Origin of the sequence: Kitasatospora sp. NPDC059812 (assembly GCF_042732075.1) — a bacterium.
Classification (GTDB): Bacteria; Actinomycetota; Actinomycetes; order Streptomycetales; family Streptomycetaceae; genus Kitasatospora.
Genome location: NZ_JBHWIO010000143.1, coordinates 1 through 12,424, shown reverse-complemented (window position 1 = coordinate 12,424; position 12,424 = coordinate 1). Strand labels below are relative to the sequence as shown.

Below are 12,424 nucleotides of genomic sequence, written 5' to 3'. Positions count from 1 at the left end.
CTCCACCCTCGAACGCGGCACCCGCCGAAACGACGACCTCGCCAACGCCTACCGCGAATGGCTCACCACCGCTTGACAACCCATAGGAGCATCAATCGGGCGCCGGGCCCGCACCGGTCCGGGACCTGCGCTGATTCGCCGAAAATGACGTACTGTCACACTAGTTCGTTAAAGGATTCCCACCCTCGAATACCTGTGTTAGCGTGCCGCCGCCAGCTTCTCTCATCGCCGAGAAAGTGAGGTCGGGCCATGGAGGGCGCATTCTCCCGACGGGGATTCCTGGGCACCGCCGGTGCGGCGGCGGCCGGGGTGTCCGCCGGCTCGACGGGTACGGCGGCCGCGGCCGGTGCGCGCCGGGAGCCGCCGGAGGGGCGGTCGGTCCGGCCGGGCGATCCCCGCTACCGGACGCTCGGCCAGGGCTTCAACCAGCGCTGGCGCAGCAGCCCCGCCTACATCCGCCTGGTGGTCGACGAGGCGGACGCCGTGGGCGAGTTGAACCGGGCGCTGGACCACGGGCTGCGGCCGACCGTCCGCGGCGGCGGGCACTGCTACGAGGGCTTCGTCGACAACGACGGGGGCGTCATCCTCGACCTCGGCATGATGCGGGGTGTCGCCGCCGCCAGGGACAAGTTCGGCCACCCGACGTACTGCGTGGAGGGCGGGGCCACCAACTGGGACGTCTACACCACGCTCTTCCGCGCGTACGCGGTGACGCTGCCGGCCGGATCCTGCTACTCGGTCGGCGCGGGCGGGCACATCTGCGGCGGCGGGTTCGGCCTGCTCTCGCGGCGGCACGGGCTCACCGTGGACCACCTGGTCCAGGTCGACGTGGTCACCGTGCGGGGCGGTACCGCCGTGGTGACCAGGGCGCACCGCGACGACGGCGAGGGCTCCCCGGAGGCGGACCTCTTCTGGGCCCACACCGGGGGCGGCGGCGGGAACTTCGGGGTGGTGCTGCGCTACCACTTCGCGGTCGGCGTGCCGAAGCCGCCGCCCCGGGTCTGGCTCAGCAGCGTCGCCTGGCCCTGGGGCGAACTGGTGAAGCGGCCCGGCGACTTCGAGACCCTGGTGCGCAACTTCGGTGCCTTCATGGCCGAGCACAGCGGCCCGCAGGAGTCGACCTACCAGGGCCTGTTCGCGATCCTCAAGCTCACCCACCGTTCCAACGGGAACGTCGTCCTGGTGAGCCAGTGGGACGGTGACGACCCGGCGCCGCTCGACGCGTTCCTGGCGGCCGTCGAGCGCGGGATGGCGACGCGTTCGGTGGTCCAGACCCACAGCGCCGGCGGGCTGTTCCTGTCCTACCCGGAGAAGCGTCGCCAACTGCCCTGGTTCCAGGCCACCATGACGCTCAACCCGTCGGGTGACAACCAGCGCGGCAAGTACAAGTCGGCCTACCACCGCGAGCCGTTCAGTCGGGTGCAGATCGCCACCTTCTGGGACTGGCTGGTCCGGGACGTCGAGGGCGTGGACCTCACGAAGACGCTGGTGCAGATCGACTCCTACGGCTGCCGGATCAACACCCGCGGGCCCGGGGAGACCGCCGTCCCCCAGCGCGACTCGATCATGAAGCTCCAGTACCAGACGTACTGGACCGACGAGGCCCAGGACGCCGACCACCTGGCGTACCTCGCCGGGCTCTACCGGGACGTCTACCGGGAGACCGGTGGTGTCCCGGAGATCGACACCGCGACGGACGGCGCCTACGTCAACTACCCGGACGTCGACCTGGGCACGGCCGACCAGCCGGACCCGGCCTACCAGCGGCTCTACTACAAGGGGAACTACCCGCGGTTGCAGCGCACCAAGGCGTACTGGGACGGCGCGGGGGTGTTCCACCACGCTCAGTCGATCACCCTCCCCGGGGCCTGACCGGGAGGGGGCCCGCCACCGGATGCGCGAGCCGCCGCAGGGGCGCAGGGTCGAGGTATGAGCGGAGTGGTCGTGCTGGTCGAGCTGGAGTCGTCCACGGAGGTGCTGGACGCGGGCGAGGTTGACGTGGGCGCGCGGATTCGCTGGGTGCACGCGGCGCCGCCGGATCCGGATGTGCCGGAGGATCCGGGGCCGGTGACCTTCTGCGGCCTCGACACGGCGGACCTCGAACGGGAGCCCTACCGCCCGGCCGGGCCCGGCGAGCCCTGGTACCCGCCGTCCCAGCGCACCCGGCGGTGCCGAGCCTGCGAGGCGGTGCTCAAGGCGCCCTGAACGGGCTCGCGGAGCGCGTCCGGGTTCATCACCGGCCGCGCCCGGGTGCGCCGGACCGCCCGACCGGACGGCCCGCCCGACCGGACAGGACAGGCCGGACAGGCCGGTCCACCCCGGGCCACCCTTACGCGGCCGGCTTCGCCGCCCCCTCGACGATCCGCCCGTCACGCAGCTCGATCACCCGGTCGGCGAGCTCCATCAGCGTCGGGTCGTGGGTGGCGACCACCACGGTGACGCCCTCGCTGCGGACGACGGCGCGCAGCAGCTGCATGATCGAGCGGCCGGTCTCCGAGTCCAGCTGGCCGGTCGGCTCGTCGGCGATGATCAGGCCGGGCTCGTTGGCCAGCGCGCGGGCGATGGCGACGCGCTGCTGCTGGCCGCCGGAGAGCTCGCCGGGCCGCTGGTTGGCCTGGTCGGCGAGGCCGACCAGGGCCAGCAGGGTGTGCGCGCGCTCCTCGCGTTCGGCGGCCGAGACCTTGCGCAGCCGCATCGGCACGCCGACGTTCTCGGCGGCGGTGAGCATCGGGATCAGCCCGAAGGACTGGAAGACGAAGCCGATCCGCTCCCGCCGCAGGGCGAGCCGGCCGTCCTCGTTCAGCTCGGCGAGGTCGGTGCCGTCCAGGGCGATGCTGCCGGCGGTCGGGGCGTCCAGGCCGCCGACGAGGTTGAGCAGGGTGGTCTTGCCGGAGCCGGACCGGCCCTTGAGCGCGGCGAGTTCGCCGCGGCCGACGGTGAAGGAGACGCCGCGCAGCGCGTGCACGGTCCGCTCGCCGGTGCCGAAGCTGCGTCGGAGGTCGGTCACGGCCACCATCGGGGTGTTGGTGGTGGCGGTGGCCTGAGGCTGCGTCATTGAGGCTTCCCCCTGTGTGTGTCTACCCAGTGTCTACGGACGGGCGGCGCCACGGGTTCACGGTTTCGGGCGGCGATTTCCGGGGTGCGGGTCGGCGTTCCCAAAGGCGTGCTGTGGAGCCTTAGTTATGAAATGTTCATGGCATTCTGGCGGGCGCCCGAAGTGGGGGAGCTGCCAATGCAAGGAATTTGCTCATTACTTACTTGTTAGCGCAAGTCCCTTCCGTTCCTGGATCGAATCTGACAGAGTCGTCCGCTATCCGGTGATCAAATGCCGGTGATCATTGCGTCGATGTGCCCTAAGTGTGTCTATTCGTAGCCGAGTTGTGACCAAATCGGATCGATGGACCGGGCTGGGACGCAACCTGGGGACGTAAAGACCGGGGAGGAACTTGATGCTCGGCTTCGTCGTGCGCCGACTGCGTGGGCGACTGCCGCTGGCTGCCGCCGTGCTGCTCGCAGTGCTGATCACCACGGCCGTGCTGACCGCGCTGGTGGCGTTCAACCGCAGTGTCGGCGAGGCCGGTCTGCGGCAGGCGCTCCAGGGGACAGGCCACGCCCGGACCACGGTCGTGGTGACCGCCGAACACGGGCTCGACCAGCGTGCGAAGGACGAGGCGGAGCTCGCCGCCTACCGCGGCAGGCTCTTCGGAGACCTGTCCGTGCGCACCGACAGCCTGCTGCGCAGCCGCTCCTACGGCTTGCCGGACGGCGCCGGCGCTACCGGCACTACCAGGACCAGCGGCACTACCGGCGCCAGCGGCACTACCGGGACCAGCGGCGCCCCCGGGTCCGCGGTCCCCGGAGCCGGGGCCCAGCCCGACCTGACGGTCCTCGCCGACCTCGACCGAGACCGGACCCACCTGCTCGCCGGCGCGTGGCCCGCCGCGGCCTCCGGCCCGGTCCAGACCGCCGCCCCGCAGGTCGCCGTCCCGCAGACCATGCTGGCCCGGCTCGGCCTCACCGACCAGGCCCTGCCCGCGGATGTGCAGCTGGCGGACCGCCTCGACGGCAAGCCGCTGACCGTCCGCGTCACCGGCGTCTACCGGGCCGTCGACCCGGCCGACGCGTACTGGCGCATCGACCCGGTCCGCGGTCACGAGGTGGAGGTCAGCGGCTTCACCACCTACGGCCCGATGCTGGTCGACCAGAGCGCCTTCACCACCGCCGGTTTGGTGCAGAGCAGCCGCAGCTGGCTGCTCGACGCCGACTTCACGGGCATCGGCCAGTCCTCGGCGGAGGCCATGGGCGACCGCGCCCAGGGCCTTGCCGATGACCTGCAGTCCCGCGCCAGCATTGGTTCAAGGACCGAACTGCCCGACATCCTGCGTGAGTTGTCCTCCAGCATGATGGTCGCCCGGACCACCCTGCTGATCGGCGCCCTCCAGCTGGCCGTGCTCGCCGTCGCAGCGCTGCTGCTGGTCGTCAACCTGATCGCGACCCGGCAGACGGCCGAGAACGAGCTGCTCGCCGCCCGCGGCGCCTCCGGCGCCCGGCTCGGCTTCTTCACCGCGACGGAGTCGCTGCTGCTCGCCCTGCCCGCCGCGCTGCTGGCCCCCCTGCTGACTCCGTTCCTGGTCCGTGCCCTGGCCGGCTTCGGGAGCGACCACCAGGTGCCCCTGGACACCGGCATCAGCTGGTCGCTCTGGCCGATCGCCGTGCTCTGCGCCTTCGCCTGCGTCCTGCTGGCCAGCCTGCCAAGCCTGCTGCGCGGCGCCGGAGCCGCCCTGCGCAGTCGCTCCGGCCGCCGCCAGGCCCTGGTCTCCGGCGTCGCGCGCAACGGCGGCGACCTCGTCGTGCTCGCCCTGGCCGTGCTCGCCTACCAGCAGCTCAGCCAGTACGGCGGTGGGCTGTCCACCGACTCCTCCGGCCGGCTCGGCGTGGACCTGCTGCTGGTCGCCACCCCGACCCTGGCGCTCTGCGCCGGCACCCTGGTGGTGCTGCGCCTGCTGCCGCTCGCCGCCCGGCTCGGCGCCCGGGTGGCCGCCCGCGGCCGTGGCCTCGGCCCGGCCCTGGTGGGCTGGCAGCTGGCCCGTCGGCCCGCCCGCGCCACCGGCCCCGTGCTGCTGCTCGTGATGGCCGTGGCCACCGGCGTGCTGGCGCTCGGCCAGCACGCCACCTGGACCGCCTCCCAGCGTGACCAGGCCGCCTTCAACACGCTCGGCGGCCTGCGGATCTCCGCCTCGCACAACGCCCTGATGGGCCAGGGCGGCCGCTACGGCGCGCTGCCCGGCGGTGACCGGATCGTCCCGGTGGTGCGCGAGGACCAGTCCCTGCCCAACGGCAAGGGCCAACTGCTCGCCGTGGACACCTCCGCCTTCGCCGAGCGCGTCCCGGTCCGCGCCGACCTGCTCGGCGGGCGCACCCGAGAGGACCTGTTCGGGTCGCTCGCCCAGCCCGCCCCCACCGGGCCGTCGGCCGGCCTGGAACTGCCCGGCCACCCGCTGCGGATCGACGCGGAGGTCACCGTCCAGCAGCCGGAGCAGCAGGCCGGGACGCCCGGCGGCAGTACCCGTCCGTCGCTTCACCCGGAGGCCAGGCTGCTGCTGCGCGACCGCTTCGGCATGATCCACAAGGTCTCGCTGGGCACGCTCCCGCTGACCGGCGACGCCAAGGTCTCGGCCTCGCTGACCACGCTGGTCGACGCCCCGCTCGGCTCGGCCGCCGCGCCGTTGACCGTGGTCGGCGTGATCGTCGCCTTCGGCGACCGGTCCAACGGCGAGCTGACCGTCCACCGGCTGTCCGTCTCCGACAGCGCCGACGGCCCCGCGACCGCCGTCCAGGTGCCGGCCGGCTTCGGCTGGACGGCGACGGCGCCCCCCGTCCGGGCCGTCGGCGACGTGGTGCCCGGGCCGGCCGCCGTCCTCGGATCCGAACCGACCGGCGCCGACCGCTTGTTCACCATCCGCTACCGCTTCGCCAACGGCCTCGGCGACATGGTCCGCGCCGTGCTCCAGCCGACCGGGACGAGCGTGCCGGACGCCGTGTCCGGCATCGCCACCCGCGACTACCTGAAGGTCGTCGGCGGCTCCGTCGGCGACACCATCAAGGTGCCGTTCTCCGGGATCGTCCTGCCGGTCAAGATCACCGCCGTGGTCGACGCCCTGCCGGCGGCCGGCCCCAACGCGCTCCTGGTCGACCTCTCCACCACGGCCCGGCTGCTGGCCGCACAGGGCGGCGAACTGCCAAACCGCGCCGAGTGGTGGCTGCCCGCGACCGGCCCCGGCGACCGGACCCCCGCGGAGGCCGCCGCCGCCCTGCGCGCCGCCCCCGGCACCCAGGACGTCCAGCTCTACGAGGAGGCCGTCGAGGCCCTCCTCAGCGACCCGGTCGGCGCCGCCCCGCAGAGCGCGCTCATGGTCATCGCGGTCGTCACCGGGGTGCTCGCCGCGATCGGCTTCGGCGCCGCCGTGGCCGCCTCCGCCCGCGAACGCTCCCGGGACTCCGCCCTGCTGCTCGCCCTGGGCGCCCGCCGCAAGCAGGTGACCCGCACCATGGCCGCCGAACAGGCCCTCCTGGTCGCCCTCGGCGGGGCCGTCGGGCTGGGCCTCGGCACGCTGCTCGTCCACCTGATCGTGCCGTTCGTCGTGCTGACGCCCGCCGCCCGCCGCCCGACGCCCGGGGCGCTGATCGAGCTGCCGTTCGGTCAGGCCCTGCTGCTCACGGCCGCGATCGCCGTCGTTCCCCTGCTCTCGGCCTTCCTGATCGGACGCCGCCGTCGAGACGTGGCCGCCCGGCTGCGCCACGTGGAGGAGATGTGACCACCAAGGCCGGCACCACCGTGCCCACCCCGTCGCCCGAGCCCGCGCCCGCCCACGGCCCCGCGCCCTGGGTCCGCACCCGGCTCCGCGCGACGCCGCTGGCCACCCTGCTCATGGCGGCGCTCGCCTTCGTCACCGTGTTCATGGCGGCGGCCTTCCCCCGCGTCGTCGACCGGAGCGCGGACAGCGCCCTGCGGGACTTCGTGCACCAGAAGGGCGTCAACGCGACCAGCCTGCAGGCCACTTCCGAGCCGAACCTGAGTGACCCGGCCTCGGCCCTCGACGACGTGCAGCAGAAGCTGACCGCGGAGATCGGCCGGGACCTGCCGCTCACCGAGACCAGCCGGCTCTACGGCAGCCGGGCCAAGTCCCCGCGCAAGATGTTCAACGAGGGCTACGCCCGTGTCTCCGACCATCCGCCGGTGCTCGGCCTGCTGTACCTGCACGGGCTCAAGGAGCTCGTGACCCTCACCGACGGCGTCTGGCCGGGCCCCGCGGCCGAGGGCGCACCCCTGCCGATGATCATCAGCCAGAAGGCCGCCGAGACCATCGGCGTCAAGCTCGGTGACGTCGTCGACAACGGCAGCGACCTGACCGGCCGGACCCGGTCCACCGTGGTCGGCTTCTACCGCGTCAACAACCCCACCGACCCGACCTGGGACGACGTGGGCTGTCCCGCCCGCGCCTGCCTGGAGGGCCAGGGCGCGGAGCTCCACTGGGCGACCACCGGTTTCGTCACCGACAGCGGCCTGCACCAGCTGATCCTCTGGGGCAACGGCGGCGTGAACTTCTGGCGGCTGCCCGTCGACTCCGCCGCCCTGCGCGCCGACCAGCTGGCCGAGACCCGCGCCACCGTCGGCTCCTTCCTGGTCGGGCGCGGCGCCACCACCCTCGCCGACGTGACCAAGCGCCCGGACCTGCACGTCACCTCGCTCCTGCCCGACATCTTCACCCGGGCCACCGCCCGCTACGACGCCGCGGCCCCGCTGGCCGCGATCGGACCGGCCGGAGTGGCCGGGGTGGCCGTCGTGGTGCTGTGCCTCGCCGCGGCCCTCACCGCCGACCGGCGCACCGCCGAACTCCGGCTGCTCCAGGCCCGCGGCGGCTCGCGCGGCGGCATCCTGCTGCGCCTGCTCGGCGAGGGCGCGGCGACCGTGCTGCCCTCCGCCTTGCTCGGAACGGCCTTCGCCCTGGTGCTGCTGCCCACCCCCCGGTGGGGCAACGCCCTGCTCACCGCCCTGGCCGTCGCCCTGATCGCCGTGCTGGCCTTCCCGGCGCGCGCCGCCGTGCTGCTGTCCCCGCCGAAGGCCGTGGCCGGCTGGCGCCGACTCGTCGGCGAACTCGCCGTCCTGGCCGTCACCGCCGCGGCCGTGGCCGAGGTCCGCCGCCGCGGCGTCGCCCCCGGCAACAGCCTGGACCCGCTGCTGGTGGCCGCCCCGCTGATGCTCGCCCTCACCGGCGGCCTGCTGCTGGCCCGGATCCAGCCGCTGGTGGTCGGCTGGCTGGCCGCCCTCGCCGGGCGCGGCCGCGGCCTGATCGGCTTCCTCGGCCTGGCCCGTGCCGCCCGCGACAGCTCGGGCCGCCGCCGGCCCTCCGCGCTGCCGCTGCTCGCCCTGGTGATCGCCGTCACCACGACCGGCTTCGGGGCCACCGTGCTCGACACCGTGGACAGCGTCCGGTTGCGCGCCGCCCGGATCACCACCGGCGGCGACGTCTCCGTCTCCCTCCCGGTCTACGCGACCCTGCCGGAGGCGTTCACCACGGCCGCCGCCGAACTGCCGGGCGTGCGGGCCGCGACCGGGGTCTGGGTCGAGCCCGGGGCCTCCTTCATCGGCACGGGCGGCGACCGCACCGCGGCCATCCTCGTGGTGGCCGAGCCGAAGGCCTACGCCGAGATCGCCCGGACCTTCGGGGTGGGCGAGTTCGACCCGGCGGCGCTCGCCGGGACCCCGGGCGGCCCGGACAGCCCGGTGCCGGCGCTGTTCAGCAGCGGCCTGTCCAAGCAGCTGACCGACGGTCCGGCCCGGCTGCGCACCCCCAACGGGGGCGAACTGCGCGCCACCGTCGCCGGGATCGTCACCGGCACCCCCGCCCTGCCCGACCCGGGCAAGCCGTTCATGGTCGTGCCCGTCGGGCCCGCCTCCGAGCGCCTTCCGGAGCTCAAGCGGACCAACAAGTGGCTCTCCGTCGGCGACGTCGACGCCGGCCAGGTCAGGAACCTGCTGCTGGACCAGGGCCTGACCACCGCCACGGGCCTCGCCAAGCTGATCCGGGACGAGGCCTTGGCCGCCGGCAAGGGCAGCTACGGGCTGCCCCCCGGGTACACGGTCCGCAGCAGCCACGAGGTGGCCGCCGCGCTCGCCGCCGACCCGCTGCAGCGCTCCGCGGAACGCCTGTTCTGGTACTCGGGCGCCGCCGGCGCCGGGTTCGCCCTGCTCGCCGTCCTGCTGACCCTGGTGCGGGCCGCCCCCGAGCGTACGGCCCTGCTGGCCCGACTGCGCACCATGGGCCTGCGGCCCCGGCAGGGGCTGGCGCTGATCATCGCCGAGACGCTGCCGCAGACCCTGGTGGCGGCCGTCGGCGGCGGGCTGGTCGCGCTGGCGGCGGTCGGACTGCTCGGGCCGGCCTTCGACCTGTCGGCGCTGGTCGGCGCCAACGTCGGCGACGCGCTGGCCCCCGTCCTGCTGCCGGTGCTGCTGCCCACGGCGGGCCTGGCACTGGTGGTCTGCCTCGGGGTGGTCCTGGAGACGGCCGTCTCCGGCCGGCGCCAGATCGCCACCGAACTGCGGGCGGGGGACCAGCGGTGAGGGCGGGAGGAGCGGTACGGGCCGTGACACCGGCGCCGGCCGTCGGAACAGTGGGGACCGTCAAGGTCGTCGAGATATTCAGGACCGTCAGGACCTCTAGGACAGTCGAGACAGGAGACGAGCGGTGAAGACCACTCCCCAGGAGCAGCCGGTCGCCGAGGCCCCCAGCTTGCAGGAGCTCCGGCAGCGGGCCCTCGCCGCCGCCTCGCCCAAGGCGTACGGCGAGGGCGCGGCCATCGTCTGCGACCGGCTGGTGCGGATCTTCAGCGCCGAGGGCGTCGAGGTCCAGGCGTTGCAGGGCTTGGAGCTGACCATCCAGCAGGGCGACCTGGTGGCCCTGGTCGGTGCCTCCGGCAGCGGCAAGTCCACCCTGCTGACCATCCTGGCCGGGCTCGACGTGCCGACCGCCGGAAGCGCCACCGTCGCCGGCTGTGACCTGCTGGAGATGTCCGCCCGGGAGCGGCTGCGCTACCGGCGGGAGGTGGTCGGCTTCATCTGGCAGCAGACCGCCCGCAACCTGCTGCCCTTCCTCACCGCCGCCGAGAACATCGCCCTGCCGATGCAGCTGCGCGGGCGCCGGGCCGGGGCCGGGCGGGCCAAGCAGCAGGCCGACCGGGTGGCCGAGCTGATGGAGGCGCTGGAGATCGGCGACCTCGCCCACCGCCGCCCCAACGAGCTCTCCGGCGGCCAGCAGCAGCGGGTCGCGATCGCGGTGGCGATGGCCAACAACCCGCCGGTGCTGCTCGCCGACGAGCCCACCGGCGAACTGGACTCCGAGACCGCGGGGGTGATCTTCGAGTCCTTCCGCACCGTCAACCGCGAACTCGGCGCCACCGTCGTCATCGTCACCCACGACCCGATGGTCGCGGGCGAGGTGCGCCGCACGGTCGCCATCCGGGACGGCCGGACCAGCAGCGAGGTGCTGCGCCGCACCGTCACGGACGAGCACGGCGAGGAGTCGGTCAACGAGCGCGAGTACGTGATGCTGGACCGCACCGGGCGGGTGCAGCTGCCGGTCAAGTTCCTGGAGGCGCTCGGGATGGAGCACCGGGTGGCGGTCGACCTCGCGGCCGACCACATCGAGGTCCGTCCGGACGACATCGCCGGGCACTGACGTGGGGGAGGGGCGGCGGCCGGCGGGTCCGTCAGCTGTCGCCGCCCATCCGCTGGAAGAGCCCGCTGCCTTCGGCGTCAGAGCGTAGGTCGGGTGCGTCCTCACCGGCGCGCTCGCCCCGGGCGGTGGCGGTGCAGAGGGCGAAGACGAGCACTGCACTGGCCGCGACGGCGAGGATTCCGAGTGCGGTCAGGACGCGTAGCCAGGTCAAGGAAGTGCCTCCTGGGGACGGTGCGGAGGAACGCCGCCGGGGTTGTATCGGCAGTTCGGTCCGCACGGTCGAGTGTCCACAGGCGGTTCTTCCCGTCGTCCGCCGCGCGAGAGGTCGCCCGCGCGGGCGCTCGAAGCATCGGTAGGGCGCGTCACACTCCCTCGCGCGCCCCTGCAGGGGTGACGGCCCGTCCCTCCGAGGACGTGGCCAACGCCCGCAATGCGTCGAGGTCCGGCTTCCCCGCCCCGGTCAGCGGGATCCCCGGCAGCACCAGGACGGAGTCCGGCGCGCACCGCGGCCCGACCCGCTCCCGGGCCCAGCGGCGCAGTTCCTCCGCCGTCGCCGGCGATCCCGGCCCGGTGACCACGGCCGCGTGCACCCGTTCCAGCCGGTCCGGACCGGCCGTCGCGAACATCACCGCCTCCCGCACCTCCGGGTGCGCGCGCAGCGGCTCCTCGACGTCCCGGGGGAAGACGTTGTGCCCGTCCACGATCGCCATCGGGCGGCGCCCGGCCACCGTCAGATAACCGGCCGCGTCCAGGCTGCCCAGATCGCCGGTGTGCAGCCAGCCGTCCCGCAGCACCCGGGCGGTCAGCTCGGGGTCGCGCCAGTAGCCGACCATCGCCGTCGGGGTGCGGACGCAGATCTCCCCGGTCCGGCCCGCCGGCAGCACCGTCCCGTCCTCGTCCACGATCCGCACCTCGGTGTCCGGGAACGGGCGCCCGGCCGTCGCCAGCAGCCGCGGGTCCAGGTGCTCGTCCGGGCCCAGCCTGGTCACCGGCCCGCACTCCGTCAGGCTGTACGTCTGGTGCAGCACCCGGCCCAGCCGCCGCGTCGCCTCCGCCAACCGGCGCGGCGACGGCGGACAGCCGGTGTACGTGACGCGGCGCAGGCTGCCGGTGTCGGCCGCGCGCAGCAGCGGATGGTCCAGCACGCGGTAGAGCAGGTGCGGCGGCAGGTACACCCGGGAGACGCGGAACCGCTCGATCGCCGCCAGCACCGCCTCGGCGGCGAAGGCCTCCTGCAACACCACCGTGCCGCCCGCCGCCAGCGCCAGATCCGCGGTCGTACCGCCGCCGTGGCACAGCTCCGTACAGAGCAGGAACGTCGAACCGGACAGCAGCGCCGGCCGCGGCGGCCGGGCGAACCGGCGCAGCACCCCCTTCGGCCGGCCCGTCGTCCCGCCGGTGAACCGCACCGCCATCACGTCCTGCGGGCGGAACCGCGGGGCCAGCGGCTCCGGCGAGCAGGACGCGGCCGACGCCGGCAGGTCCACCCCGAGCGCCGACGGCCCCAGCGCGAACAGGCCCGCCGAGGGCAGCGCCCACGCGATCCCCTCGGCGGGGGGCCGGCCGCGGGCCGGGTCGAAGCACCGCCCCGGCGCCCCCGCGCCCCCCGCCCGCGCCCCCCGCCCCCCCCCCCCCCCCCCCGGCGGGGGGGGCGCGCCCCCGCCCCCCCGCCCGGTAGCGGCCCCCCC

At 74.3% G+C, this 12,424-nt stretch carries 8 protein-coding genes; 5 read left to right on the top strand and 3 right to left on the bottom strand.

Features of this window, described 5'->3' with window-relative positions:
- Positions 1–249 precede the first annotated feature (249 nt).
- Both ACFV6D_RS37610 and ACFV6D_RS37605 read left to right on the top strand, forming a co-directional pair.
- Positions 250–1,872, top strand: a complete 1,623-nt coding sequence (locus ACFV6D_RS37610) for an FAD-dependent oxidoreductase (protein ID WP_380563216.1) — start codon at positions 250–252, stop codon at positions 1,870–1,872.
- 57 nt (positions 1,873–1,929) lie between these two features.
- The gene (locus tag ACFV6D_RS37605) at positions 1,930–2,205 is read left to right on the top strand and encodes a hypothetical protein (protein WP_063346028.1); all 276 of its coding nucleotides are present in this window, start codon (positions 1,930–1,932) and stop codon (positions 2,203–2,205) included.
- Positions 2,206–2,329: 124 nt separating this feature from the next.
- On the opposite strand, the gene ACFV6D_RS37600 is transcribed toward ACFV6D_RS37605, so the two are convergent.
- Positions 2,330–3,055 carry an ABC transporter ATP-binding protein gene (locus ACFV6D_RS37600; protein ID WP_063346027.1) on the bottom strand — a complete coding sequence of 242 codons (726 nt, stop codon included), beginning with the start codon at positions 3,053–3,055 and terminating at the stop codon, positions 2,330–2,332.
- A 394-nt stretch (positions 3,056–3,449) separates the two neighbouring features.
- On the opposite strand from ACFV6D_RS37600, the gene ACFV6D_RS37595 reads away from it, so the two are divergent.
- The 3 genes from ACFV6D_RS37595 (at position 3,450) to ACFV6D_RS37585 (ending at position 10,736) form a co-directional block, all read left to right on the top strand.
- On the top strand, positions 3,450–6,815 hold the full coding sequence (locus tag ACFV6D_RS37595; protein ID WP_380563214.1) for an FtsX-like permease family protein: 3,366 nt from the start codon (positions 3,450–3,452) through the stop codon (positions 6,813–6,815).
- Positions 6,812–9,622 carry a hypothetical protein gene (locus ACFV6D_RS37590; protein WP_380563212.1) on the top strand — a complete coding sequence of 937 codons (2,811 nt, stop codon included), beginning with the start codon at positions 6,812–6,814 and terminating at the stop codon, positions 9,620–9,622. The genes ACFV6D_RS37595 and ACFV6D_RS37590 overlap by 4 nt, the downstream gene beginning before the upstream one ends.
- A 124-nt stretch (positions 9,623–9,746) precedes the next feature.
- Positions 9,747–10,736: an ABC transporter ATP-binding protein gene (locus ACFV6D_RS37585; RefSeq protein WP_208869032.1), complete on the top strand. Its 990-nt coding sequence runs from the start codon at positions 9,747–9,749 to the stop codon at positions 10,734–10,736.
- 31 nt (positions 10,737–10,767) lie between these two features.
- On the opposite strand, the gene ACFV6D_RS37580 is transcribed toward ACFV6D_RS37585, so the two are convergent.
- Together ACFV6D_RS37580 and ACFV6D_RS37575 are read right to left on the bottom strand one after the other, a co-directional pair.
- Positions 10,768–10,947 (bottom strand): hypothetical protein, encoded by a 180-nt coding sequence (locus ACFV6D_RS37580; protein ID WP_063346024.1) that lies wholly within the window; start codon positions 10,945–10,947, stop codon positions 10,768–10,770.
- Positions 10,948–11,098: 151 nt separating this feature from the next.
- Positions 11,099–12,223 (bottom strand): class I adenylate-forming enzyme family protein, encoded by a 1,125-nt coding sequence (locus ACFV6D_RS37575; protein WP_380563210.1) that lies wholly within the window; start codon positions 12,221–12,223, stop codon positions 11,099–11,101.
- Positions 12,224–12,424: the final 201 nt, after the last annotated feature.